This is a genomic window from Antarcticimicrobium sediminis, from assembly GCF_004348975.1.
Classification (GTDB): Bacteria; Pseudomonadota; Alphaproteobacteria; order Rhodobacterales; family Rhodobacteraceae; genus Antarcticimicrobium; species Antarcticimicrobium sediminis.
The window spans coordinates 40,945-66,873 of sequence record NZ_SMFP01000010.1 but is presented as its reverse complement, the minus strand read 5'-3'; the positions used below and the strand labels follow the sequence as shown (position 1 = coordinate 66,873).

The 25,929-nt window shown below is 65.2% G+C and carries 23 protein-coding genes and 1 tRNA gene; 13 read left to right on the top strand and 11 right to left on the bottom strand.

The annotated features are described in order from the left end of the window. The first annotated feature begins 113 nt into the window (after positions 1–113). The 3 genes from E1B25_RS15030 to E1B25_RS15020 all read left to right on the top strand — a co-directional run bounded on the left by E1B25_RS15030 (position 114) and on the right by E1B25_RS15020 (position 2,296). On the top strand, positions 114–851 hold the full coding sequence (locus E1B25_RS15030) for an N-formylglutamate amidohydrolase (RefSeq protein ID WP_132830338.1): 738 nt from the start codon (positions 114–116) through the stop codon (positions 849–851). Positions 852–959: 108 nt separating this feature from the next. Then, the gene (locus E1B25_RS15025; protein WP_132830337.1) at positions 960–1,277 is read left to right on the top strand and encodes a DUF1244 domain-containing protein; all 318 of its coding nucleotides are present in this window, start codon (positions 960–962) and stop codon (positions 1,275–1,277) included. Positions 1,278–1,501: 224 nt separating this feature from the next. Then, positions 1,502–2,296, top strand: a complete 795-nt coding sequence (locus E1B25_RS15020) for a DODA-type extradiol aromatic ring-opening family dioxygenase (protein WP_132830336.1) — start codon at positions 1,502–1,504, stop codon at positions 2,294–2,296. A gap of 74 nt (positions 2,297–2,370) precedes the next feature. Here the strand turns inward: E1B25_RS15020 and E1B25_RS15015 are convergent, their stop codons facing one another. The 3 genes from E1B25_RS15015 to dgcN all read right to left on the bottom strand — a co-directional run bounded on the left by E1B25_RS15015 (position 2,371) and on the right by dgcN (position 5,393). Next, a complete protein-coding gene (locus tag E1B25_RS15015; protein WP_132830335.1) occupies positions 2,371–3,231 on the bottom strand; it encodes a D-amino-acid transaminase in 861 nt (286 codons plus the stop codon). Between the two features lie 80 nt (positions 3,232–3,311). Continuing rightward, on the bottom strand, positions 3,312–4,277 hold the full coding sequence (gene dgcA / locus E1B25_RS15010; RefSeq protein WP_132830334.1) for an N-acetyl-D-Glu racemase DgcA: 966 nt from the start codon (positions 4,275–4,277) through the stop codon (positions 3,312–3,314). Positions 4,278–4,391: 114 nt separating this feature from the next. Continuing rightward, positions 4,392–5,393 (bottom strand): N-acetyltransferase DgcN, encoded by a 1,002-nt coding sequence (gene dgcN / locus E1B25_RS15005; protein ID WP_132830333.1) that lies wholly within the window; start codon positions 5,391–5,393, stop codon positions 4,392–4,394. Positions 5,394–5,661: 268 nt separating this feature from the next. Between dgcN and E1B25_RS15000 the strand changes: the two genes are divergently transcribed. Then, the gene (locus tag E1B25_RS15000; protein WP_132830332.1) at positions 5,662–6,621 is read left to right on the top strand and encodes an L-malyl-CoA/beta-methylmalyl-CoA lyase; all 960 of its coding nucleotides are present in this window, start codon (positions 5,662–5,664) and stop codon (positions 6,619–6,621) included. Between the two features lie 167 nt (positions 6,622–6,788). On the opposite strand, the gene E1B25_RS14995 is transcribed toward E1B25_RS15000, so the two are convergent. Continuing rightward, positions 6,789–7,385, bottom strand: a complete 597-nt coding sequence (locus E1B25_RS14995) for a hypothetical protein (protein ID WP_165937630.1) — start codon at positions 7,383–7,385, stop codon at positions 6,789–6,791. A 113-nt stretch (positions 7,386–7,498) separates the two neighbouring features. After that, entirely contained in the window at positions 7,499–7,915 is a 417-nt protein-coding gene (locus tag E1B25_RS14990) for a DUF1801 domain-containing protein (protein WP_132830331.1), read from the bottom strand. A gap of 262 nt (positions 7,916–8,177) precedes the next feature. Here E1B25_RS14990 and E1B25_RS14985 point away from each other — a divergent pair, with 262 nt between their 5' ends. Further along, positions 8,178–9,140 carry an acetyl-CoA carboxylase carboxyltransferase subunit alpha gene (locus E1B25_RS14985; protein WP_132830330.1) on the top strand — a complete coding sequence of 321 codons (963 nt, stop codon included), beginning with the start codon at positions 8,178–8,180 and terminating at the stop codon, positions 9,138–9,140. Between the two features lie 54 nt (positions 9,141–9,194). On the opposite strand, the gene E1B25_RS14980 is transcribed toward E1B25_RS14985, so the two are convergent. The 3 genes from E1B25_RS14980 to E1B25_RS14970 form a co-directional block, all read right to left on the bottom strand. Beyond that, the gene (locus tag E1B25_RS14980; protein WP_132830329.1) at positions 9,195–10,427 is read right to left on the bottom strand and encodes a lytic murein transglycosylase; all 1,233 of its coding nucleotides are present in this window, start codon (positions 10,425–10,427) and stop codon (positions 9,195–9,197) included. A 198-nt stretch (positions 10,428–10,625) separates the two neighbouring features. Next, positions 10,626–11,279 carry a GntR family transcriptional regulator gene (locus E1B25_RS14975; RefSeq protein WP_425358938.1) on the bottom strand — a complete coding sequence of 218 codons (654 nt, stop codon included), beginning with the start codon at positions 11,277–11,279 and terminating at the stop codon, positions 10,626–10,628. Between the two features lie 48 nt (positions 11,280–11,327). Further along, on the bottom strand, positions 11,328–12,014 hold the full coding sequence (locus E1B25_RS14970; RefSeq protein WP_132830327.1) for a M48 family metallopeptidase: 687 nt from the start codon (positions 12,012–12,014) through the stop codon (positions 11,328–11,330). A 109-nt stretch (positions 12,015–12,123) separates the two neighbouring features. Between E1B25_RS14970 and E1B25_RS14965 the strand changes: the two genes are divergently transcribed. Next, a complete protein-coding gene (locus tag E1B25_RS14965; RefSeq protein ID WP_132830326.1) occupies positions 12,124–12,453 on the top strand; it encodes a TIGR02300 family protein in 330 nt (109 codons plus the stop codon). Between the two features lie 146 nt (positions 12,454–12,599). Further along, positions 12,600–12,675: transfer RNA gene (locus E1B25_RS14960), tRNA-Ala, on the top strand. Between the two features lie 305 nt (positions 12,676–12,980). Here E1B25_RS14960 and E1B25_RS14955 read toward each other — a convergent pair. Further along, positions 12,981–15,194: an NADP-dependent isocitrate dehydrogenase gene (locus tag E1B25_RS14955; RefSeq protein WP_132830325.1), complete on the bottom strand. Its 2,214-nt coding sequence runs from the start codon at positions 15,192–15,194 to the stop codon at positions 12,981–12,983. Between the two features lie 348 nt (positions 15,195–15,542). Between E1B25_RS14955 and E1B25_RS14950 the strand changes: the two genes are divergently transcribed. Then, positions 15,543–17,906, top strand: coding sequence for a Tex family protein (locus E1B25_RS14950; protein WP_206338557.1), 2,364 nt, complete (start codon positions 15,543–15,545; stop codon positions 17,904–17,906). A gap of 182 nt (positions 17,907–18,088) precedes the next feature. Here the strand turns inward: E1B25_RS14950 and cueR are convergent, their stop codons facing one another. Next, positions 18,089–18,475 (bottom strand): Cu(I)-responsive transcriptional regulator, encoded by a 387-nt coding sequence (cueR, locus tag E1B25_RS14945; protein ID WP_132830324.1) that lies wholly within the window; start codon positions 18,473–18,475, stop codon positions 18,089–18,091. Positions 18,476–18,489: 14 nt separating this feature from the next. Continuing rightward, entirely contained in the window at positions 18,490–21,000 is a 2,511-nt protein-coding gene (locus E1B25_RS14940) for a heavy metal translocating P-type ATPase (RefSeq protein WP_132830323.1), read from the bottom strand. 164 nt (positions 21,001–21,164) lie between these two features. Between E1B25_RS14940 and E1B25_RS14935 the strand changes: the two genes are divergently transcribed. The 5 genes from E1B25_RS14935 to E1B25_RS14915 all read left to right on the top strand — a co-directional run bounded on the left by E1B25_RS14935 (position 21,165) and on the right by E1B25_RS14915 (position 25,699). Then, entirely contained in the window at positions 21,165–21,353 is a 189-nt protein-coding gene (locus E1B25_RS14935; RefSeq protein ID WP_132830322.1) for a cation transporter, read from the top strand. A 379-nt stretch (positions 21,354–21,732) separates the two neighbouring features. Then, positions 21,733–22,803 carry an extracellular solute-binding protein gene (locus E1B25_RS14930; protein ID WP_132830321.1) on the top strand — a complete coding sequence of 357 codons (1,071 nt, stop codon included), beginning with the start codon at positions 21,733–21,735 and terminating at the stop codon, positions 22,801–22,803. Between the two features lie 72 nt (positions 22,804–22,875). Next, entirely contained in the window at positions 22,876–23,976 is a 1,101-nt protein-coding gene (locus tag E1B25_RS14925; RefSeq protein ID WP_132830320.1) for an ABC transporter ATP-binding protein, read from the top strand. Continuing rightward, the gene (locus E1B25_RS14920; RefSeq protein WP_132830319.1) at positions 23,977–24,834 is read left to right on the top strand and encodes an ABC transporter permease; all 858 of its coding nucleotides are present in this window, start codon (positions 23,977–23,979) and stop codon (positions 24,832–24,834) included. A 13-nt stretch (positions 24,835–24,847) separates the two neighbouring features. Continuing rightward, complete coding sequence (locus E1B25_RS14915) at positions 24,848–25,699, top strand: ABC transporter permease (RefSeq protein ID WP_132830318.1); 852 nt, start codon at positions 24,848–24,850, stop codon at positions 25,697–25,699. The last annotated feature ends 230 nt before the right edge of the window (positions 25,700–25,929 follow it).

Here is a 25,929-nt window from a genome sequence, read left to right as displayed (position 1 = left end):
CATCGCGTCCGCCGGGCGGGACATGTCACCGCATCGACCGGCCCACTGGTTATTGCCCAATTCCCATTCTACGACAACTGTCCTAAAGGTGATGGCAAAGCGATGACAGGCAAATGACATATACCCCTTTTTTTCTTCATGGTGAAACCCGCCCCGGCCGTTGGCTGATCACCTGCGACCATGCGTCCAACACCGTGCCGCCACAGGTGGGCGGTGGCGATCTGGGGCTGCCGCGCCCGGATATGGAACGCCATATCGCCTATGACGTCGGCGCCTATGGCGTCGCGCGCCATCTGGGCGAATTGCTGGATGGTCCTGTTATCGCATCGAATTTCTCGCGTCTCGTGATTGATCCGAACCGCGGCGAGGATGATCCGACCCTGCTGATGAAGATCTATGATGGCTCGGTTATCCCAGCCAATCGCGAGGCCGACGCGGCCGAGCGCGAGTGTCGACTGGACCTGTGCTATCGCCCCTATCACGCGGCGCAAGCGCAGCTGGCGGCGCGCGCCCATGCCGTCATCCTGTCGGTGCATTCCTATACCCGCCAGTTGCGCGGACGCGCCCCGCGCCCTTGGGAGGTTGGCGTTCTCTATGCCCGCGACGACCGGTTGGCGCGCCCGCTGATCCGGGTGCTGGAGGCCGAGGGCGATATGATCGTGGGCGACAACGAACCCTATAGCGGCCACCTGCCCGGCGATTCCATCGACAAGCACGCGCTGCCGCAGGGCCGGCCCAATGTGCTGATCGAGTTGCGCAACGATCTGATCGTTGATGAGACCGGGCAACGCGCCTGGGCCGAACGGCTGGCGCCGCTGCTGCAACGCGCGCTGGAACAGACCGGGCTCTGATCGCGCGAACCGGGAAGTTTACCGCCCTATTCTGTACATATCGCCCCGACGGGTGACAGAAGCACCGATTGCCCCTAGATCTGTGCTGAACGGCAAGGGAGCCCGAGAATGGACACGCAGACCGAAATCGAACTGCAGGCCGCCGCCTTTCGCCGGCTGCAACAGCACCTGATGCAAGATCGCCCCGACGTGCAGAACATCGACCTGATGAACCTCGCCGGGTTCTGCCGCAACTGCCTGTCGCGCTGGTATCAGGAGGCCGCCAATGCGCGCGGCATCGAGATGACCAAGGCCGAGGGGCGCGAAGCCTTCTATGGCATGCCCTATGACGACTGGAGGGCGCAGAACCAGACCGAGGCCAGCCCCGAGAAGCAGGCCGCGTTCAAGGTCGCCTTTGACGAGAACGTGGGCAAGGAAAAGGGCTGAGGGCAGACCCACTCCGGGCGGGAAACGTGGCAAGCCGCGTGCCTTGACGCGCCCTTTGGGCGCGGCCTCCGGCAGGAGTATTTTCGGCCAGAAAAAGGGCGAGCCGGGGGCATGGGGTATCGGGGCGTGGCCCGCTGCACAGACCCTGTTCGCGCATCTGGCTTATCAGGCGCGACGCGGGGCGCTAGGGTCTGCGGGTCTGCCCCTGAAGAGAGGTGCCCGATATGGCACGTATGCCCACGTATTTCATCTCGCATGGCGGCGGCCCGTGGCCGTGGATGCCGGATATGGCCGCGCATCTGGAGCCGCTGGCCAGATCGCTCGCCGCGATGCCGGGCGAGATCGGCGCGCGGCCCGAGGCCGTGTTGATGATTTCAGGCCATTGGGAAACCGACGCCTTTGCGGTGATGCACAGTGCGCGGCCAAAGATGGTCTATGATTACCACGGCTTTCCGCCCCATACCTATGAGATCACATATGCCGCGCCGGGCGCACCGGCGCTGGCCGAACAGGTGGCCGGGTTGATCGCCGGGGCCGGGCTGCCCACCCGGCTGGACGATGCGGTGGGTTATGATCACGGCACATTCGTGCCAATGGCGCTGATGTATCCACAGGCGGATATGCCATTGTTTCAGGTGTCGTTGCGCCACGGTTATGACCCGGTCGCGCACATGGCTTTGGGCCGCGCACTGGCGCCGCTGCGCGATCAGGGGGTGCTGATCGTGGGATCGGGGCTGAGCTATCACAATCTGGCGCAGTTCGGGCCGCGCGCGCGGGTTCCCTCGGTGGCGTTCGATACATGGCTGAATGATGCGCTGGCGCTGCCTCCAGAGGAGCGCAGCGCGGCGATCCTGAACTGGGAGGCGGCGCCCTATGCCCGCGCCTGTCACGCGCAGGAGGATCATCTGGCCCCGCTTTTCGCAGCGCTGGGGGCTGCGGAGCAGGAGGCCGCGACGCGGGTCTATCACCAGAGCGAGATCTTTGGCGGCGTCACCGCATCAAGCTTTCGCTTCGGCTGAGGTGAAACGAAAGCGGGCGGCCGCATCGGGCCGCCCGCAAAGGGTCTGTCGCAAAAAATCTGTCGTCGCGCGGATCAGATCGCCGACTTCAGGCTTTCCGAGATATAAATCTCGCGCAGGCGCTTGGCCACCGAACCCGGCTTACCGCTGCCCACGGCAACGCCGTCAACCTCGACAATCGGCATCACGAAGGCAGAGGCCGAGGTAAAGAACGCCTCATCTGCTGCCTGCGCCTCTGCGATGGTGAAGGGGCGTTCTTCGATCTCCATCTGCGCCTCTTGCGCCATTTTCAGAACCGAGGAGCGGGTGATGCCGTGCAGGATGTCGTTGGACAGCTGGCGGGTGATGATCTTGCCATTCTTGACGATATAGCAGTTGTTCGAAGAGCCTTCGGTGACGAACCCGTCCTCGACGAACCAGGCGTCATCCTTGCCCTCTTTCTCGGCGGCCATCTTGGCCATCGACGCATAGAGAAGCTGCACGGTCTTGATGTCGCGGCGGTGCCAGCGCAGATCGGGAACCGAGATCACCTTGATGCCCTCGTCGGCCTTGGGATCGGTGGAGAGCCCCGGGCGCGACTGGGTGTAGAGCACCACGGTCGGCGGGGTGCCTGCGGGCGGATAGTGGAAATCGCGGTCGCCGACGTCGCCGCGCGAGATCTGAAGATAGATGCCGCCCTCTTGCAGCCCGTTCAACTCGATCAGCTTGCGGTGAATCTCCAGCCATTCGTCGCGGCTGATGTCGCAAGGGATCTCGAGTTCTTTCAGCGACCGGGCAAGGCGCGCCATATGGCCGTCGAATTCGGTCAGCCTGCCGTCGAGTACGCAGGTCACCTCATAGACGGCATCGCCCATGACAAAGCCCCGATCGAAGATCGACACCGTGGCTTCGGTTTCCGGCATGTAGTCGCCGTTCAGGTAAACGGTGCGGGTCATGGGGTCTTCCTTTTCTTGTCTGCGGGCTCCGCCCGCTCTGTACTGAAACCGATTTCCCGGATCACATCCGGGCAGGGGGCTTACCCCCAGAGCGCGGCAACCGGGGGGTGCACGCCCTTGTCGTCAAACATCAGCGGCTGATCGCGGTCTTCGGCCAGAAGCAGCGGGCCGTCAAGATCCACAACACGCGCGCCTTGCGCCACCAGCGTGGCGGGCGCCATCGCCAGCGAACTGCCAACCATGCAGCCGACCATGACACCATAGCCCTCGGCCAGCGCCGCATCGCGCAGGGCCAGCGCCTCGGTCAGGCCACCGGTCTTGTCGAGCTTGATGTTGATGACATCGTATTTGCCCTTGAGCGCGGGCAGCGAGGCGCGATCATGGCAGGATTCATCAGCGCAGACCGGCACCGGGCGCTCCATCCCGATCAGCGCGTCATCTTCCCCCGCCGGCAGCGGCTGTTCCACCAGCCCCACGCCAAGACGGATCAGATGCGGCGCCAGATCGGCATAAACGGCGGGGGACCAGCCCTCGTTGGCATCAATGATGATGCGGGACTCAGGGGCGCCTTTGCGCACCGCCTCAAGCCGGGGCATGTCGTCGGGCGTGCCGAGCTTGATTTTCAACAGCGGGCGATGGGCGTTCTTGGCCGCCTGTTCGCGCATCGCCTCTGGGGTGTCCAGCGACAGGGTATAGGCGGTGATCTCCGGGCCCGGCGCAGGCAGACCGGCCAGTTCCCAGACCCGCTTGCCGGCGGATTTGGCTTCCAGATCCCACAGCGCGCAATCGACCGCGTTGCGCGCCGCCCCGGCGGGCAGCAGACCCTGCAGCGCGGCGCGGGTCACATCACCGGGGAGGCTGCGGATTTCCGCTTCGACACTGTCGAGCGTTTCGTCATAGCGGGCATAGGGTACGCATTCGCCCCAGCCGCTCACGCCGTCGCGGGTGATGCGCACAGTCAGCACCTTGGTCTCGGTGCGCGAACCGCGGCTGATGGTAAAGACCTGCGCCAGTTTGAATACGTCGCGGGTGACCTCGATCGACATTTCTGTCTCCCTTCGGGGCGCGCGCCGACGCCCATATCTTCTTCTTGTTTCAAATACTCCCGCCGGAGGCATCCGGCAGGAGTCGCTGGCGGGGCGCCAGCTTTGTGGCGAAGCCTACAGCGCCGCCAACGCGGCGGCCAGTTTAGCCGCGCCGAACCGATAGGGATCGGTGGCGGGCAGGCCCATGCTTGCTTCGAGATCGGCCAGATAGGCCGTGGCCTCATCCTCGGACATATGCTGCGTGTTCACCGAGATCCCCACCACCTTGCAGGCCGGGTTGGCAACCTGCGCCAGCGGCAGCGCGATGTCGCGCAGCGCCTCGAGCGTCGGCGGGGTATAGCCGGGCAGCCCGCGCATATGGGTGCGGGTCGGCTCGTGGCACAGGATCAGCGCGTCGGGTTGGCCGCCGTGGATCAGAGCCATGGTGACACCGGAATAGGAGACGTGGAACAGGCTGCCCTGGCCTTCGATGATATCCCAGTGATCGTCGTCATTGTCAGGCGTCAGCCATTCGATCGAGCCGGCCATGAAGTCGGCGATCACTGCGTCGAGCGGCACACCGGCGCCGGTGATCAGGATCCCGGTCTGGCCGGTGGCGCGGAAGGTCGATTTGATGCCCTGCTCACGCAGCGCGGCGTCCAGCGCCAGCGCGGTATACATCTTGCCGACCGAACAGTCGGTGCCGACCGCCAGCACCCGTTTGCCGCTGCGCTTGATGCCGCTGGCGATGGGGTATTTCACCTCGGGCACCCGCACGTCGTGCAGGCTGCGGCCGGTGGCCTCGGCGACGGCGACCAGATCGGGCTCGTCGCGCAGCAGGTTGTGCAGGCCGGAGGCAAGGTCAAAGCCCTCTTCCAGCGCCGCGACCAGCACCTTTTTCCACGCCGGGCTGATCAGCCCGCCGCGGTTGGCAACGCCGATCACCAGCGTCTTGGCACCGGCCGCCTTGGCTTCGGCCAGATCCATGTCGGCCAGGCCCAGATCGGCCTTGCAGCCCTCCATCCGGTATTGGCCAACGGCATTCTCGGGGCGCCAGTCCTTGATACCCTGTGCCACCTTGGCGGCCAGTTGGTCGGGCGCATCGCCCAGGAACAGCAGATACGGGGTCTCGATCATCGCGCGTGTCTCCTTTGATTCGTGCGCACGCTATAGGAAGTCAAAACGTAATGTATCGCGTTTTCCACCGCAGCTTCCGAAAAACACACAATATCCTTCACCAGAACAAAGAGAACGCCGAAGAATTGCGCATTACTCGCGCCACGCACGCCCAATGCTGCGCCTGCACAATTCCCTTGCGGCCCGCCGCGCAATTTAATACGTCCCAAGACTGAAAATTCGCAATATCCTTACCTACCCTTACCTGACCCTATCTGGAGAGAGTGACATGAGCTTCCGCATCCAGCCCGCCGCACCGGCACGGCCCAACCGCTGCCAATTGTTCGGCCCAGGCTCGCGCCCGGCGATCTTTGAAAAGATGGCCGCCAGCGCCGCCGACGTGATCAACCTGGATCTGGAAGATTCGGTCGCCCCCAGCGACAAGGACAGCGCCCGCGCCAATATCATCGAGGCCATCTCAAGCATCGATTGGGGCAAAAAGACCCTGTCGGTGCGCATCAACGGGCTCGACACCCCCTATTGGTACCGCGACGTGATCGACCTGCTGGAACAGGGCGGCGAGCGTCTGGACCAGATCATGATTCCCAAGGTCGGCTGCGCCGCCGATATCTATGCGGTCGATGCGCTGGTGACGGCGGTCGAGACCGCCAAGGGCCGGAGCAAAAAGCTCGGCTTTGAAGTGATCATCGAAAGCGCGGCGGGTATCTCCCATGTGGAAGAGATCGCCGCCGCCTCGCCCCGCATGGTCGCGATGAGCCTTGGCGCGGCGGATTTCGCCGCCTCGATGGGGATGCAGACCACCGGCATCGGCGGCACACAGGAAAACTATTACATGCTGCACGAAGGCCAGAAACACTGGTCGGATCCGTGGCACTGGGCGCAGACCGCCATCGTCGCCGCCTGCCGCACCCACGGGGTGCTGCCGGTGGACGGCCCCTATGGCGATTTCAGCGACGCCGACGGCTTCCGCGCGCAGGCGCTGCGCTCGGCCACGCTGGGCATGGTCGGGAAATGGGCGATCCACCCCAAGCAGGTGGCGCTGGCCAACGAGGTGTTCACCCCTTCGGAGGCCGCAGTCGCCGAGGCGCGCGAGATTCTTGCGGCCATGGAAACCGCCAAGGCCAATGGCGAGGGCGCGACCGTCTACAAAGGCCGGTTGGTGGATATCGCCAGCATCAAGCAGGCCGAGGTGATCGTGCGCCAGTCCGAGATGATCGCAGGTATCTGACCTCGACGCGATCGACAGACATTCTCAGGGGCGCCTTTGGGTGCCCCTTTTTCATAGAGCCCCTTCATAGAGCCCCCGGCTTCGTCGAGGGGGCCAATCCGAACCGAGGCTGATCCATACCGCCCCGCGCACCACGCAGCAGGTCGCAACCAATGCCGTTTGAGCCGCTATTTATAGCCAAAGATCCCGTTGGGCACCCATTTCAGAGATTTGCCTTTCTTGGCCCGGCGCATCATCAGGCACGAGGTATTGAGCCGGTTGAAATAGGTCGCCTGAAAGTCGTACCAGCCCGCTTGCGGCACCTCGACCTCGGTCACATAGGTGCTGTCGCAGGCCTGGCGCCCATCGAAAAAGCCGACGCGCTGGCCGCCGATGCGGGCATCAAGCCCGTCATTGGTGTAGAAATCCACCTCATAGACCCCGGGCGCATCGAACCGGATATAGCCGGTGATCGAGGCGGCGACATTCTCGTCGCGCTTTGATGTCAGGGTCGGGGCCCCGGCAGCGCTGTCGCGATAATCCAGCCCGCGCAGGGCCGGACCCCGTTGGGCGCCCTTGCGCAGCACCGCACCAGCATCGGCAAGGGTGCGAATGTCCTGCCCGTTGGGGGCATATCCATAGGCCACCTTCAGCCCCGGCTTGACCCCACCGGGTTGTGGGTTGGCCGGGGTCAGTTGCAGCGGCGCAGCCCCGAGCAGCGTGGCCGATACGGTGCCGGTAGCAAGAACGAGGGCAGCCAAGGCTGCGCGAATTGCGGTCTTCATGATCGGTTCCCTTCGACTCTGCGCCGCGACAACACGGGCCGGGGAAAGGTTAGGCGGCGGGGGCGCGCCGGGCAAGGGGCTTGCGCCGTGGCGAAGCGATTGCGGGGTAACCCTCAGCCCGCCGCGCGGCGCTTGAGATGATAGGTCAGCGCCCGGCGGATCAACAGGCGCAGGGCTGGGTCCATGATCGCGTCGGTCACTCCGGTCTCATCGAACAGGATGGCGCGGCGGCCCTCGACCGGCCAATCGGAGCCGGCAAGCTCGCGAAACTCATCGATCAGCGAGGTCTGGCAATGCACGAACAGGGCGAAGCCGCCGGATTTCGCCACCCCCAGCCGCAGGGTGGTGCCCGCGCCGGTTTCAGGCGTGAGATAGGCCGGTTGACCCCAGCGCAATTCCTCGGAAAGGCGCCCGGCCTCGGGCGTGTCCGCGGCCACCGACAGGATCAACGCACGCAGGGCGCGCAGACCGGTTTGCGTCTCTGGCGGGAACCCCGCGAAGGCGGCGGCGACCGGGGCGCTCATCTCCATGCGGGGCCCCTCCCTGCGGCAGCGGCGGCGGCTGGCGCAGGGGGCATCTGGGGCCACTTCGGCGCACAGGCGCACGGCGCAAGGCCGGGTTGGGCCCTTGATTGCGCGGCGCGGGGATGATTGGGCTGGGTCATCGCGGTCTCCTCTATGGGCAGTTTAACGCGATTCGGGGCCTGCCCACCAACCCGGCGAGTTGCATCCGCCTGCGCAGAGCGCCATATAGCCCTGAAGACAGCCCCATGGTCCCACAGCGAGAGGCCCGATGACCCAATATCTGGAATTCGAGAAACCCCTGGCCGAAATCGAAGGCAAGGCAGAAGAGCTGCGAGCGCTGGCCCGTGCCAACGCCGAAATGGACATGGCGGACGAGGCGGCCGCGCTTGACGCCAAGGCCGAGGCGCTGTTGCGCGACCTTTACAAGGATCTGACCGCCTGGCGGAAATGTCAGGTCGCACGGCACCCGGATCGGCCGCATTGCCGCGACTATATCGACGCGTTGTTCACCGAGTTCACGCCGCTGGCCGGGGACCGCAATTTCGCCGACGACCATGCCATCATGGGCGGTCTGGCGCGGCTGGACGATCGGCCGGTCATGGTGATCGGGCAGGAAAAGGGCAGCGACACCAAATCGCGGATCCGGCGCAATTTCGGCATGGCGCGCCCCGAAGGCTATCGCAAGGCGGTGCGCCTGATGGAGCTGGCCAACAAGTTCGGGCTGCCGGTGGTCACGCTGGTGGATACGCCCGGCGCCTATCCCGGCAAGGGTGCCGAGGAGCGCGGCCAATCCGAGGCGATCGCGCGCTCGACCGAGAAATGCCTGCAGATCGGTGTGCCGCTGGTGTCGGTGATCATCGGCGAGGGCGGCTCTGGCGGAGCGGTGGCGCTGGCCACGGCGGATCGCGTGGCAATGCTGGAACATTCGGTCTATTCGGTGATCACGCCCGAGGGCTGTGCCTCGATCCTGTGGAAGGATGCCGAAAAGATGCGCGAAGCCGCCGCGGCAATGCGCCTGACCGCGCAGGAGCTGAAAAAGCTGGGCGTGGCCGACCGGGTGATCGACGAACCGCTGGGCGGCGCACATCGCGACCGCGCGGGCAGCATTGCCGCCGTGGGCAGCGCGCTCAAGGCGATGCTGGGCGAGATGGACGGCAAGACTCCCGCCGCGCTGATCAAGGCCCGGCGCGAAAAATTCCTCGCCATGGGCTCCAAGGGGCTGGCGGCGTAAGCCCCGCCCCTCCCGGCCCCCTCTTTGAAGGGGCCGCCGCCTGTCCTTGCCTTTTTACCCCCCAAGATGGCGCAGCAGCGCCTTTGATGGCTGTCCGGTGACCGCCAGCCCCTTGGCGCGCTGATAGACGGTGATCGCGCTAGTGGTATTGTCGCCGATCACCCCGTCCGCCCCCTTGGTATCATAGCCCGCGCGGGTCAGCCGCGCCTGCAACGCCTTGCGGTCGGCCAGCGTCATCCCCTGCGCATCGGGCGGGAAGCTGCCGCGCAGCGGCGCCCCGCCAGCGATCCGGTCAGAAAGATGGCCGATGCCGATGCCGTATTTCTCGGAGTTGTTATAGCGCAGGATCACCGAAAAGTTGCGGAACACCAGAAACGCCGGTGCCCCCACCCCGGCCGGGGCCAGCACCGAGGCGGGCCCGTGATCGGGCAGCGCGCCGCCCGATGCCGACCGCACGCCCAGCGCCGCCCACTGCCCGGCGCTGCGACTGGTGCCGCGCCCGGTCTGGCCAATATCAAAGCCCGCAGGCAGCGCCACCTCCAGCCCCCAGGGCTGCCCCTTGCGCCAGCCTGAGCGCGACAGGTAAGCCGCCGCCGAGGCCAGCGCGTCGGCGGGATCGTCGGACCAGATGTCGCGCCGCCCGTCGCCGGTGAAATCCACCGCATAGGCTTGATATGAGGTCGGGATGAACTGGGTATGGCCCATGGCACCGGCCCAGCTGCCGGTCATGCGGTCCGGGGTGATATCGCCCCGTTGAAGGATGCGCAGGGCGGCGATCAGCTGCTTTTCAAAGAACGCGCCCCGGCGGCCATCATAGGCCAGCGTCGCCAGCGCCGAAATTACCGGCACGTCGCCGCGCCGCGCGCCATAGCGGCTTTCCAACCCCCAGATCGCCAGCACGACGCGCGATTCGACGCCATATTGCGCCTCGATCCGGGACAGCAGCGCGCCGTGGCGGCGCAGCATGGCGCGCCCGGTCTCGACCCGCTCGTCCGAGGCGGCGATGGCGATGTAATCCTCAAGGCTGCGGGTAAATTCGGTCTGGTTGCGGTCGCGCTCGATCACGTCGGGCAGATAGCCCGCGCCGCGAAACGCCCGGCTCAGCCCCTGCGGATCAAGGCCCTGCGCCGCCGCCCGACCGCGAAAGCCTTCGACCCAGGCGTCAAAGCCCGGATTGGGCACTGCCCGCATCCGCGCCGGGGCCGCCGGTTGCGAGCCGCCCCCGGTGCAGGCGGTCAAGATCGTTGCCGCCAGCCCGAAGCCTGCCACACGTCGCGAAATATGCATCTGCTCTGCCTCCTCGTCTCGTTTTGCCGCAAGCTAGCGCAAAACGCTGGCCCGCCCAACCGGGCGCGCGCCCCTGCGGTTCTTCTTTGTTGAATTACTCAAAATTTCGCCGATGCCCCCTACCCCGCCGCCAGCCCTGTCGAAAGCTCTGCCGCAAGCCCGGCAAGACCCGCGGTACGCAGGCGATAGGACGCGGTGCTAGCGCGTCAGCAGCTTCAGCCCCTGGGTCACGTCCGAGCGCACCGCCAGACGCAGCCCCGGCTCGTCTCCGGCCTTGAGCGCGGCGAGGATCAGCCGGTGATACTGCGGCGCCTCGGTCCGGCGCAGCCGCCCGTAGAGCGCGCGCATGGTCGGCCCAAGCTGCAACCAGACGGTTTCGGCCATGGCCAGCATCGCAGGGGCCTGTGCGCGCAGGTACAGCGCGCGGTGAAATTCCAGATTGGTGCGGATATAGCCGACCGCATCGCGTTTCTGCACCTGCTCGGCGATCACCATGTTGATACTGTGCATCCGTTCGATCAGCGCCATATGGGCGCGTGGCAAGGCACGGCTGGCCAGTTCGACCTCGAGCAGCGCGCGCAACGCCGCCAGTTCCTCGATCCGGTCCTGACTGAGATCGGGGGTCGAGGCGCGGCCCGAGTTCGACAGTTGCAGCGCCCCCTCGGCCACCAGCCGCCGCATCGCCTCGCGAGCGGGGGTCATCGACACCCCGAACTCGCGCCCGATACCCCGCAGGGTCAACGATGCGCCGGGGCCGATCTCGCCATGCATGATGCGCGTGCGCAGGGTGCGGTAAACACGATCATGGGCGGCAGAGGCCGCATCGACGGGGGGGCGTTGCTGGATCATCATCCCCTCATGTGATCACAAAACACCGGACGGTCAAGCCGTCAGCGCAGCTCAGCCGGAAAAGCGAAACCGATGCAGACCTGCCCCCTGCTCCCGCAGCCAGTGGCGCGGGGCCTCATAGGGCCCATGCAGCCGCTCGACCACGGTCCAGAACGCGGCGGAATGGTTCATCTCGGCCAGATGCGCCACCTCATGCGCGGCGACATAGCGCAGCACCTCTGGCGGCGCCAAGACCAGCCGCCACGAGAACATCAGCGCGCCTTGGGACGAACACGACCCCCAGCGCGAGCGGGTGTCGCGCAGAGTGATGCGGGTATAGTCGCGCCCAAGCGCGCGGGCATAGCTGTCGGCGGCCCCGACCAGCCGGTCGCGCGCCAGTTCGCGCAGCCAGGATTGCAACCGCCGCGCCGCCTGCCCTTCCGGCACCGCGATGGCATCCGCAGCAAGGCGCACCCCCCGGCCCGGCCCGGCAATGATGCGACGAGTCACCCCCTCGACCGGCAACTCTGCGCCGGGGGCCACCATGACATCACCTTGTCGCGCTGCCAGATGGCTGCGAATCCAACTTTCTTTGGTCTGCGCAAAGTCCAGCGCCTCGGCCTCGGGCACGCCGCGCGGCAGGGTCAGCGTGACCCGCCCATCAAGCTGGGAAATCCGCAAACTGATGCGCCGCGCCTGCGTCGAACGGCGCAGGGTCAGGGGCACCACGGGCGGGCCGGGCAGGAAATGGTCGGCCATGGGCGCTGTGATCCGTTCGCAAAGGCTTTGACAGTCTCTATCTCATATGGCACGTGCACTGAATCGTCGACACGACTCATCAGATTTCAGAATATCGAGGGGATTTCACATGCCCAAGGCAGAATGGGGTGTAAAGCGCGTTTGCCCGACCACCGGCAAACGGTTTTACGACCTGAACAAAGATCCGATCATCAGCCCCTACACGGGCGAGGTCGTACAAGTTGACACCGGCAAGAGCCGGATGATCGCCGCCGACGCCGAGGACGCAGTAACGGCCAAGGCAAAAAGCAAGGCCACCGATGACGAAGACGTGGTGCTGGACGATGACGACACGACGGATGTCGATCTGGGCGATGACGTGCTGGAAGACGAAGACGATGACGACACCGTCTCGCTTGACGAAATCGCCGACGTCCCTGCGGACGACGACGACAGCTGATTACGACACCTGAATGCGGGCGGGCGGGCATGCGATGCTCGCCCCCCGCGACGCCTGACGGAAAATCCTGCGCAGCCGTAGGTTTTTTCGCTTGAACATCGCAGCGGCGTTCCGTAAATGACGCGCACACCGCCGGAAACGGCGACGGGGCCTTAGCTCAGCTGGGAGAGCGCTTGCATGGCATGCAAGAGGTCAGGGGTTCGATCCCCCTAGGCTCCACCAAATCCTATCCAATCCAGCAATTCCAATTCGCCCCCCGATCCAGCAAACGGCTGAATCGAAACGCGTTTGCGCGTCTGGGTTTGCCTGCCCCCCACTTTGATTGCCCTCCTTGCGGGAAGACCCTGTTGCGGCCCGTTGCCGTTCAACCGGGTCCTCGCCCCAATTGACGTCGCCTCGCCCTACAGACGCGTGTTGTCCGGGGCGACAGCAGGGCGAGGCAGGTCAACAAACGGAAAACGCCCGGAGAGTTTCCTCTCCGGGCGCATCCTGTCGCGATTTAGGGGCCGTCTTGGCCGATGATGGCCTTAACCGATGATGGCGTTCAGCGCGGCGCTGGGGCGCATCACCTCAGCGGTCCGGGCCCGGTCGGCGTGGTAGTAGCCGCCCAGATCCACCGGTTTCCCCTGCACTGCGGCCAGTTGGTCGAGGATTTCGGTCTCCTTGGCGGCCAGCGCCTCGGCGATCGGTTTGAAGTGTGCGGCCAGATCGGCGTCGTCTTGCTGCGCTGCCAGTGCCTCGGCCCAGTAGCGGGCGAACCAGTAGTGGCTGGCGCGGTTGTCCGGCTCTCCGACCTTGCGCGAGGGCGAGCGGCCCTGATCCAGAATACCCTGAGTCGCAACCTCGGCGGCGGCGCCCAGCACGGCGGCCTTGGCGTTGCCTCGAACATCGGCAAGGAAGTTCAGCGATTCGCTCAGCGCGCAGAATTCACCGGTGGAATCCCAACGCAGGTGGTTTTCTTCCAGCAGCTGCTGCACGTGTTTCGGAGCCGAGCCGCCGGCGCCGGTTTCAAACATGCCGCCGCCGTTCATCAGTTTGACGATCGACAGCATCTTGGCCGAGGTGCCCAGTTCCAGAATCGGGAACAGGTCGGTCAGGTAATCGCGCAGCACGTTGCCGGTGATGGCGATGCTGTCCTTGCCCGCCGTGATGGTCTCCAGCGAGGCACGGGTGGCTTCGCGCGGGGCCATGATCGCGAACTTGTCGGCGACACCGGCCGCGTCCAGCGCCGCTTTCACGTATTTGATCACCTCGGCGTCATGGCCGCGGTTCTCGTCCAGCCAGAAGATCGCCTGAACGCCGGTCAGACGCTGGCGGTCGATGGCGAGCTGGATCCAGTTCTCGATCGGGGCCTTTTTCGCGGTGCTGGCGCGCCAGATGTCGCCGGCCTCGACGTCAAGCGCATGCAGCACATCGCCATTGGCCAGAACGATGCGGATGGTGCCATCGGCGGGCACTTCAAAGGTGGTGGGGTGCGAGCCGTATTCCTCGGCCTTCTGGGCCATCAGGCCGACGTTCTGCACGGTGCCGACTGTGGTCGGGTTCAGTGCGCCATTGGCTTTGAAAAAGTTGATCGCCTCGTCATAGATCGGCGCATAGCAATCGTCGGGGATGACGCAGTTGCTGTCGCCCTCTTTGCCATCCGGGCCCCAGCCCTTGCCGCCCGCGCGGATCAGCGCCGGCATCGAGGCGTCGATGATCACGTCCGAGGGCACATGCAGGTTGGTGATGCCTTTGTCCGAGTTCACCATGAACATGGCGGGACGTTCGGCAGTGCAGGCCTCGATCGCGGCCATGATCTCGGCGTTGCCCTTGACCCGCTCCAGCACGTCGCCAAGACCCGAGTTCGGGTTGACGCCCAGCGCCGCCATCTCGTCGCCGAATTTCTCGAACACCGGGGCCAGCCAGGCTTTGACCGCATGGCCGAAGATGATCGGGTCAGAGACCTTCATCATCGTCGCCTTGAGGTGGATCGAGAACAGAATGCCGTCCTTCTTGGTGGCTTCGATCTGGTCCGTCAGGAAGGCGTCCAGCGCCTTGGCCGACATGAAGGTGGCGTCAACGACCTCGCCCTCGATCAGGGGCCAGTTGTCCTTGAGCACGGTGGTGGTGCCATCCTTGCCGACGAATTCGATCTTGGCCGGACCGGCCTGATCGGCGGTCAGGGTTGCAGCCACCTCGTTGGAGTAGAAGTCATTGCCCGACATCGAGGAGACATGCGTCTTGCTGTCGGATGCCCACGCGCCCATGCGGTGCGGGTTGTTCTGGGCATAGGATTTGACCGCCTTGGCGGCGCGGCGATCAGAGTTGCCTTCGCGCAGGACCGGGTTCACGGCCGAGCCCTTGATCGCGTCGAACCGGGCACGGACAGCTTTTTCCGCGTCGGTAGTCGGCGTTTCGGGATAGTCGGGGATGTCATAGCCTTGCGCCTGCAGTTCTTTGACTGCGGCGGTGAGCTGCGGCACCGAGGCCGAGATGTTGGGCAGCTTGATCACGTTGGCGTCGGGCGATTTCACCAGTTCGCCCAGTTCGGCCAGATCGTTGGACTGGCGCTGTGCCTCGGTCAGCTTCTCGGGGAAGGTGGCGAGGATGCGCGCGGCAAGCGAGATGTCCTTGGTGCCAACGTTGATTCCCGCCGCCCCGGCAAAGGTCCGGATGATCGGCAGCAGCGAGGCGCTGGCCAGTTCGGGCGCTTCGTCTACGATGGTATACAGAATGTCGGGCTTGGAACTGTCTGCCATGTGTGTGGTACCTTTTTTTGCCAGTCAGGTGGCGTGGGAACTGAAATGTATGGGCGCGCGGGCGCGCGCGCCGGGGCGGAAATGCTGCGGGCGATGCGCGGCGCGACGTGCTGCGGCGGCCCGGCTTTGCCGCCCCCTCTAGCCCACCGCGCGCGGGTAATCAATCGACTGCGCCTGCGCAATTTGCCCCAGTTGGCGCAAACATGTGTCCCGCGCCCCCCCCAAGCCCCGGCGCGCGGTGGCGACAGGCCGCCGATCCCGGGCCAGATCGGCCCTTGGCGGGGACCTCGGAACCGGGCAAAAGGATCGTCCCAAACGGATCGCCCGAACAGAAAACAGGAGTCGCCCTTGGACATTGCCCCGCAGACCGCCGCCCGCATCGCCCGCACCATCGCAACCGAGATCGCCGCCCGCCCGGAACAGGTGGGGGCAGCGGTCAAGCTGCTGGACGAAGGCTCGACCGTGCCGTTTGTCGCGCGCTATCGCAAAGAGGCGACCGGAGGGCTGGACGACACCCAGTTGCGCACGCTGTCGGACCGGCTGGCCTATCTGCGTGAACTGGAAGCGCGGCGCGAAACGATTCTGGGGTCGATCAAGGATCAGGGCAAGCTGACCGCGGATCTGGCGAAATCCATTACCGGCGCCGAGACCAAGGCGCAGCTTGAAGACATCTATCTGCCCTACAAGCCCAAGCGGCGCACCAAGGCGATGATCGCGCGCGAAAACGGGCTGGAGCCGCTGGCCGATGCGATCCGGGCCGACCGCGCATCCGAGCCCGAGACGCTCGCGGCAGGCTATATCAGCGAGGCGGTACCGACAGTCAAAGATGCACTGAACGGGGCGCGCGACATCATCGCCGAAGGGCTGGCCGAGAACGCGGCGCTGCTGGGCGATCTGCGCGCCTTCATGCAGGCCGAGGCGCGGCTGACCTCGAAACTGGTCGCCGGGCAGGAGCAGGCGGGGGCCAAGTTCTCGGACTATTTCGATCATGTGGAGCCGTGGTCCAAGGTGCCGTCACACCGGGCGCTGGCAATGCTGCGGGCGCAGAAAGAAGGCGTCGTGACGCTGGACATCGCGCCCGATCCCGAAACCGGCGCGGCGCGGGCCGAGGCGATTGTCGCATCTTACCTCGGGACCCGGACCGAACAACCGGGCGATCAATGGCTGCGCAAGATCGCCGGCTGGACATGGCGGGTGAAGCTGAGCCTGACGATGATGGTCGACCTGATGGGCGATCTGCGGGCGCGGGCACAGGAAGAGGCCATCGCGGTGTTTGCCCGCAACCTCAAGGATCTGCTGTTCGCCGCCCCCGCCGGGGCGCGGACCACGCTGGGTCTTGATCCCGGCATCCGCACCGGCGTCAAGGCGGCGGTGGTCGATGCCACCGGCAAGCTGATCGCGACCGATACGCTGTATCCGTTCCAGCCCAAGAACGATCTGCGCGGCGCGCAGGTGAGCATCCTCAAGATGATCACCCAGCATGGGGTCGATCTGATCGCGATCGGCAACGGCACCGCCAGCCGCGAGACCGAGCGCATGGTAGCCGAGGTGATCCAGAACCTGCCCGCCTCGGTCAAAGCCCCGACCAAGGTGGTGGTGAGCGAGGCCGGCGCCTCGGTCTATTCGGCCTCGGAACTGGCGGCGCGGGAATTTCCCGATCTCGACGTCAGCCTGCGCGGTGCGGTGTCGATTGCGCGGCGGCTGCAGGATCCGCTGGCCGAACTGGTCAAGATCGAGCCGAAAAGCATCGGCGTCGGCCAGTATCAGCACGATGTCGATCAGCACAAGCTGGGCAAATCGCTGGAGGCGGTGATCGAGGATGTGGTGAACGCGGTGGGGGTCGACCTGAACACCGCCTCGGCGCCGCTGCTGTCGCATGTCTCTGGTCTTGGGCCGGGGCTGGCCGACTCCGTGGTCACCCACCGCGATCTCAACGGTGCGTTCAAATCCCGCAAGGAGCTGCTCAAGGTCGCCCGTCTGGGGCCGCGCGCGTTCGAGCAATGCGCCGGGTTCCTGCGCATCCGCGACGGGAAGGAGCCGCTTGATGCCTCCTCGGTCCACCCGGAGGCCTATGCGGTGGCGCGCCGCATCGTCTCGGCCTGTGGCCGCGACATCCGCCAGATCATGGGCCATGAGGGCGCGCTGAAGGGCATCCGCGCCGAGCAGTTCGTCGATGACACCTTTGGCCTGCCCACGGTGCGCGATATCCTGACCGAGCTGGAGAAACCGGGCCGCGACCCGCGCCCCAGCTTCAAGACCGCCAATTTCGCTGACGGGGTCGAGGCAATCACCGATCTGAAACCGGGCATGGTGCTGGAAGGCACGGTAACCAACGTGGCCGCCTTTGGGGCCTTCGTCGATATCGGCGTGCATCAGGACGGGCTGGTGCATGTCAGCCAGCTTGCCGACCGTTTCGTCAAGGACCCGCACGAGGTGGTCAAGGCCGGTCAGGTGGTCAAGGTCACGGTGGTCGAGGTCGACGTGCCGCGCAAGCGGATCGCCCTGACCATGCGCAAGGATGGCGGCGCCAGCGCCAAGGCCGAGCGCACAGAGCGTGGGTCGGATACCGCCAATCGTGGCGGAGGCGCAAAGGGCAAGCCGCGCGGGCCGATGTCGGCCGGCCCCAAGGGGGGCGCCAAGGGTGGGGCCCAAAGCGGCGGACAGACCGGTGCGCTGGGGGCGGCCTTGCAGGACGCGATGCGGCGAAAGTAAGGGATAGGCGGAGCCCCCCGGACCAACCGTTGCTCCTATGCGAGAAGGGTTTCGCCTGCCTGGGCTGGCGCGAATGCGCCCGCCGAGGGGCAGGCAGGCGCAGCCCGTCCTGCGGCCGGGCGGAACCTGTGGGCGGCGCTTTGGTCTATTCCAATACCCTATCCCGCCTCGCCGCTCTCCGCTTAGAGCGCGCCCAGATCGTCCAAAATCGGGCAATCGGGCCGATCGTCTCCGGCGCAGCAGGACACCAGATGCGCCAGCGTGGCGCGCATCGACTGCAGCTGTGCGATCTTCTCATCAATCCGGCGCAGATGGTCCTGCGCGATCTGCTTGACCTGCCCACTTTCACGGCTGTCATCGGCGTAAAGCGCCAACAGAGAGCGGCAATCCTCGATCGCAAAGCCAAGCGCCCGCGCCCGGCCCAGAAACGACAACCGGTGCAGGTCGCTCTCGCTGAAGCTGCGATAACCGTTCGGGCTGCGGTCAGGCTGGATCAACCCGATCTCTTCGTAATAACGGATGGTCTTGGCCGGCAGGCCGGACCGGCGGGACACGTCACCGATATTCATCGCGGGGCTCCTTTCTATTCAGCCGGGACCGCCGCAGGCGCGGCCCCCACGCCGGATTTGGCGGTACCCTCGACCATTGCCGGGCGAACCCGGCGCAATCGCAACGCGTTGCTCAGGACAAAGACCGAGGACAGCGCCATCGCCCCCGCCGCCAGAACCGGCGACAGCAGTAGCCCGAAGGCGGGGTACAGCACCCCCGCCGCCACCGGAATCAACGCGGTGTTATAGCCAAAGGCCCAGAACAGGTTCTGGCGGATATTGCGCATCGTCGCGCGCGAGATTTCAACCGCGTTCACCACGCCGCGCAGATCGCCCGACATCAGCACCACATCGGCCGATTCGATGGCTACGTCGGTTCCGGTGCCGATGGCGATGCCGACATCCGCATCGGCCAGCGCCGGGGCGTCGTTGATGCCGTCACCGACAAAGGCCAACCGTGCGCCGCCCGCGCGCAGATCCTGCAGCGCCGCGACCTTGCCCTCGGGCAACACGCCCGCGATCACGGTGTCGATGCCGGTCTCGCGCGCGATGGCCTGTGCCGTGGCCTGCTTGTCGCCGGTGATCATCGCCACCTTGAGCCCCATCCTGTGCAGGGCCGCGACCGCTGCCGCACTGCTTGATTTGACCGGATCGGCCACCGCGATCACCGCCGCGATTCTCCCATCGACGGCAGCGAACAGCGCGCTGCGCCCGCGCGCCGCCAGCCGCGCCTCGTGATCCGCAAGCGGGCCGGTCTCGACCCCCTCGCGCACCATCAACCGGTCGGCCCCCACCAGCACCTCGTGCCCGGCGACCCGCGCGCGCACACCATAGCCGGTGATCGAGGTGAACTGATCCGCCTCAAGCGTCGGCACCCCCTCGGCACGGGCGGCGCGCAGGATCGCCTCGGCAATCGGATGTTCCGAGCGCGCCTCGACCGCCGCGACCAATGCCAGCAGATCGGCGCGCTCAAACCCTTCGGCCAGCACCAGATCGGTCAGCTCTGGCCGCCCCTCGGTCACGGTGCCGGTCTTGTCCAGCGCCACGATGGTCACGCCAGACAGCTGTTGCAGCGCATCGCCCTTGCGAAACAGCACCCCCATCTCGGCGGCGCGTCCGGTGCCCACCATGATCGAGGTCGGCGTTGCCAGCCCCATGGCGCAGGGGCAGGCGATGATCAGCACCGACACCCCCGCCACCAGCGCCAGTGTCAGCGCCGGGTCAGGACCGAAGACCAGCCAGATCAACACGGTGAGCAGGGCCGCCGACATGACGGCAGGCACGAACCACAGCGTGATCTTGTCGACCAGCCCCTGAATCGGCAGCTTGGCCCCCTGCGCCTGTTCGACCATACGGATGATCTGCGCCAGCGTAGTATCGGCCCCAACCCGGGTGGCGCGAAACTGAAAACTGCCGCTGCCGTTCACGGTGCCGCCGGTCACGCTGTCGCCCGCCGCTTTGGCCACCGGCTGCGGCTCGCCCGTGATCATGCTTTCATCCAGATAGGATGTGCCCTCGCTCACTTCGCCATCCACCGCGATGCGCTCGCCGGGGCGCACCAGCAGGATGTCACCGGGACGGATCGCCTCGACCGCGACATCGACCGCGCCGCCCTCGCGCAGCACCCGCGCGGTGCGCACTTGCAGACCCAGAAGCGCCTGTATCGCCGCGCCCGTGCGGCCCTTGGCCCGCGCCTCAAGAAAGCGGCCCAATAGGATCAGCACGACGATCACCGCCGCCGCCTCGAAATAGACCGCGCGCACCGCCTCGGGCAAAACGCCGGGCAGGAATGTGGCCGTGACGGAATAGAGATAGGCCGCCCCGGTGCCGACCGCGACAAGGCTATTCATGTCGGGCGCCCCGCGTAGCAGCGCCGGGATACCCTTGGCGTAAAACAGCCGCCCCGGCCCGACCAGCACGAGGGTGGTCAGGATGAATTGCACGATCCAGCTTACCTGCTGTCCGATTGTGCCAGCGATCAGGTGATGGAACGCCGGGATCATATGCCCGCCCATTTCCATCACGAACACCGGCAGGGCGAGAGCGGCGGCGATCAACGCCTTTTTCGCACTCTCGCGCGCCTCTGCATTTTTGCGCGCGCTGCGATCCTCGGCGGCGTCCTGCTGTGCGATGGTGGCGGGATAGCCCATATCGGTCGCAGCCGCGATCAGCTCGGCCGGCCCGATCGCCCCTTCCAGATAGGTCACGGTGGCGGTCTCGGAGGCGAGGTTCACATTGACCTCCAGCACCCCCGGCAGCCCTGCCAGCGCCCGATCCACCCGCCCGACGCAGGAGGCGCAGGACATCGACGCGACGTTCAGCGTCACCGTCGCGCGCCGCGCCGGATAGCCAAGCGTATCGAGCGCCACCGCCACCTCGCCCACGCGGGCAGGGGTATCGACGTTCATCTGCGCGGTTTCGGCGGCGAGATTCACCGCCACATCAGAAACCCCCGGCAACGCGGCCAGCGCCCGGTCAACCCGGCCCGAGCACGAGGCGCAGGACATGCCCTGAAGCGACAGGGTGATATGGTGTGTGCTGGTCATTGGAGCCTCCGTTCGGTCGATCTGCGCCTGACATAGCCCTTCCAGTAACTGGAGGGTCAAGGGTAAACACTAAAGTTTCCCCGCGTGCGATCCTGCGCTTGACCTTCCCCCGCTGGATCCCGGCAAGGTGTGCCGCAGAAGAGTCGAAGCAGGAAACGAATGACATGACCTTTACCATCCCGGATATGAGCTGCGGCCATTGCACCGCGGCCATCGAAGCCGCGATCAAGGCGGCAGATCCCGCCGCAACGATCACCTGTGACCTTGCGGCCCACACTGTAACTGTGCGCAGCGCCTTGTCGGACGCAGCCATCGCCGCCACGCTGGCCGGGGCGGGATATCCGGCGACCTGACCCAACCATGGTGCAAAGGGGCGGGCCAGTCTGTGGACCCCGCCCCCGACGCTCGCCCTCTGACTGCCGCCCTCTGACTGCCGCCCACGACCGCCGAACCAGACCCGAAACTGAAAAGATTTATTCAGCGCGAATCGTATCTGTCACTATCTTGACATAGAAGCGATATATCGGGACACTCAGCTTGCTATGCCCCGATTTTCCGCGCCAATCCCGACCACTGACCGCGCACCGGGGCCCCGCACCGTTCCAGCCCACTGGCACGGGCCTGAACCGCTCGCCGCGCAATGTGAACTTTTTATTATCCCATTGACACAAAAGGATTTTTCCACAATCCTTCCGGCACAGTTCATCCGAAACGTTTTACTGGGAAAAACCGATGAAACATGTTGCCTCGGCGGTTTGCTCCGCCCTAACGATTGCCTTTGTCTGCGGCACCACACCGGCCTCCGCTGACACCCTGCGCCTGCTGACCTGGGGCGGCTACGCCCCCGAAAACGTGGTGGCCAAATTCGAGGCCGAAACCGGCCACACCGTCGAAGTCACCAAATCCAACAACGAAGAAATGATCGCCAAGCTGCGCGCCACCGGCGGCGGCGGCTTTGATCTGGCCCAGCCCAGCCAGGACCGCATCGCTGGCCCGCAGGCCGAGTTCGGCATCTACAAGCCGATCGACCTGAGCAAGATCGACAGCGCGCAGTTCATCACCTCGATGCTGGAGGCCACCAAGGCCAACACCACCGTCGGCGGCGAAATCTATGGCGTGCCGCATGTCTGGGGCACCTCGGGCCTTGTGGTCGACACCAAGAAGGCGCCTTCGGTCAAGGATTACACCGACCTGTGCAACGCCGAGGTGGCGGGCAAGGTCTCCTATCGTCTGAAACGTCCGACGCTGATCGGCTTTGCCTTTGCAATGGGGCTGGACCCGTTCGCCGCATATGGCGACGAGGCCGCCTATAAGGCGGTCATGGACAAGGTCGAGGCCAAGCTGGTCGACTGCAAACCCAACGTCAAAACCTATTGGGGTGGCGGTGACGAGCTGATGGGCCTGCTGCGCTCGGGCGAGATCGTGGCCTCGATGGCCTGGGACACCGGCGGCTGGAAGCTGAACGCCGACATGCCCGACATCACCTTTGTCGCACCGGCTTCGGGCGCGTTGGGTTGGGTCGACACCTTTGTGCTGCCTGCCAAGGGCCGCGCCGATGACGCCGCCTATGCCTGGATCAACTTCGTGATGCAGCCCGAGATCGCCGCCATGATCACCGAGGCCGCTGGCAACTTTACCGCTTCCAAGGGGGCCGACGCCTTTGCCGACGAGGCGCTGAAGGTGCGCTATCAGGCCAGCTTCCCGGCCGAAGCGCTGGACAACATCAAGTGGTATCCGCCGGTTCCGGCCGGGCTGGAGGCCATCGAGGGTGGCGTTCTGGACCGTGTCAAAGCCGCCAAGTAAATCACAGCACACCCAAATCAGCGGCACCCGGGCAAGACCCCGGGTGCCGTATATTCAATTCCGGAAGACCCCATGACTCCAGATCTCGAATGCCTGAACCTGGTCAAGAAATTCGGCGCCACGACCGCGGTGGACAATGTTTCGTTCGATGTGCCGCCGGGCTCGTTCTTTTCCATCCTCGGGCCCTCGGGCTGTGGCAAGACCACGATCATGCGCATGATCGCGGGCTTTCTTGATCCCAGTTCCGGCGACATAAAGATCCGGGATCGCTCGGTCCTGAACACGCCGCCGAACAAGCGCCCGGTGAACATGGTATTCCAACATCTGGCGCTGTTCCCGATGATGACCATCGCCGAGAATATCGGCTATGGGCTGCGTCGCAACGGGCTGCCCAAACCCGAGATCGCCCGCAAGGTCGACGAAGCGCTGGAGCGCATCGGCCTGCCGGGCATCGGAAATCGCAAGGTTGATGAGCTGTCGGGCGGGCAGAAACAGCGCGTGGCGATCGCCCGCTGCATGGTGCTGGAACCCGACGTGCTGCTGCTGGACGAACCCTTGGGCGCGCTGGACCTCAAGCTGCGCGAGCGGATGAAGGTCGAGCTCAAGGCGCTGCAAGCGGCATTTGACACCACATTCGTCTATATCACCCACGACCAGTCCGAGGCGCTGGTCATGTCAGATCAGATCGCGGTGATGAACCATGGACGGTTCGAGCAGATCGGCACCGGGCGCGAGCTGTACTATCGCCCCGACAGCGCCTTTGTCGCGGGCTTTGTCGGCGACAGCAACCGCTGGGCCGGAGAGATCACGCGGGTCGATGGCGACGGCCTTGAAATCCGCACCGACAGCGGGCTGCTGCTGCGCGGCGCTAGCCATGGACGGGTGCTGAGTGTCGGTGAGAAGGCCCAGATCTTTGTCCGCCCCGAAGCGATCCGGATCGCTCATGACGCCGGAGAACTGGACCATTTCGACAACCGGATGACCGGGCGTGTCACCTCGCTTTTGTTCAATGGCGCGGCCAGCCGGATCATCGTGCAAGACCCCGAAGGGCGCGAAGAGATCGAGGTGAACCTGCCGCAATCGGGCGAATTCGCCGGGCTCGCCCGGGGTGCCGAGGTGCAGATCGGCTGGTCCGGTGCGCAGGGCAATTGTTTCGCCGCCGGAGGGCACTGAATGCGCACGCAAGCGAAACTGGGGCTGTTCCTGCTGCTGTCGCCGCTGCTGCTGTGGCTGACGCTGCTGATCTTGATCCCGCATGTGGACATGCTGCTGGTGTCGCTGCGCGAACGTATCGGCGTCGGGCAATATCAGACCAGCCTTGCCAACTATTTTACCTTTTTCAGCGAACCGCTGTATCTGCGCACCTTTGTGCGCACGGCGGTGATGTCGATCATGGCCACCGCGATCACCCTGCTGATCGCCTTTCCGGTCTCCTACTACATCGCCAAGATGGCGCGCGGGCGGGTACGCTCGGCGTTGTTCCTGCTGTGTCTGGTGCCGTTCTGGGTGTCGGAACTTGTGCGCACCTTCGGCTGGATGATCCTGCTGCGCGAAACCGGCGTCATCTCCAAGCTGCTGCAATACCTGAACCTGACCGATGGCCCGGTCGAGCTGCTGTACAACGACGCCGCGATCATGGTCGGGCTGGTCTATACCTCGATGCTGTTCATGGTGGTGCCGCTGGTCACGACGTTGGAAAGCCTGCCGGACGAGGTGATCGAGGCGGGCTATGATCTGGGCGGCAACGGGCTGAGCGTGCTGCGCGAGATCGTGATCCCGCACGCCATGCCGGGCATCGTGTCGGGCTGCATCGTGGTGTTCATGCTGAGCCTTGGAAATTATCTGACGCCGACCATGCTGGGCGGCAAGGACAGCCTGTGGTTCACAGAGCTGATCTATTCCCAGTTCATCGTCCGCTTCAACTGGGAGTTGGGCGCGGCGTTTGGCTTTATGCTGCTGATCCTGTCCTCGACCATCGTCTGGGGCATGCTCAAGCTGACCGGCCAGTCGCTAGAAAAGACAATGGGCTGAGGAACCTGTACAAATGATCCCCTCGATTCCCCAATCCCGCTTTCTCACGGCCAGTTACACGGCCTATATCGCGCTGTTCTTCATCTTTCTTGCGCTGCCGCTGGTGGTGGTCGCGGTGTTCGCCTTCAACGACAGCCAGTTCCCGTCGCTGCCGTGGGAGGGGTTCACCTGGAACTGGTTCTTTGGCGCAGAGCGGCCGATGATCGGCGTGTTTAACGAACGCCCCATCCTGCGCTCGATCGGCACCTCGGCGTTCGTTGCCGTTTTCGTGTCGATCCTGTCGGTCGGCGTCGGGCTGTCCAACGCCTTCCTGTTCAACCGCTACCGCTTCCCCGGGCAGGGGGTGCTTTATGTTCTCATGTTGCTGCCGCTGGTGATCCCGGGGATCGTTCTGGGCATTTCGATCCTTGTCGCTTCCAGCCGCGCGGCCGAAGGGCTGTGGGATCTGGCGCAATGGGATGTGGACGCGCTGCGCCCCGGTCTGACACTGGTGATCCTTGGGCAATTCTCGTTTGTCGCCACCATCTCGACGCTGGTGATCGCGGCGCGGTTGCAGAAGTTCGACCAGACGCTGGAAGAAGCCGCGCTGAACCTCGGAGCGAACCGGCTGACCGCCGTGCGCACGGTCACCCTGCCCTATCTGATGCCGGCGATGATCGGGGCCTTTGTGGTGGCCTTCCTGATGAGTTTTGAGAATTTCAACACCACGCTGATGCTGGTGGGCTCGGACGCGCCGCTGACGATTGCCATGTTCGACCGGCTGAAAGAGGGGTCCACCCCCTTGCTCAACGCGGTGTCGCTGTTGCTGATGCTGGTGTCCAGTGGGCTGGCGCTGATCATGATCTTTGCCCAGCGCCGCACCTGACGCGAAGCCCCCTGCCCCGGTGCATTCGGGGCGGGGACACATCCGGGCTGCAGGTCAGGACGTGGCGATCTCCGCGTCGTGCAAAACCTGTTCTAGAAATCGCCCGGTTTCGCGGTAATGCGCCGCCAGCAGATCCGCCGCCCGATCCGCGTCCCGCTGCGCGGCATCCATGATCGCCTTGTGCTGGGCTCTGACATCGCGCCGCCGCCGATGACGCGGGTCGCCTTGGT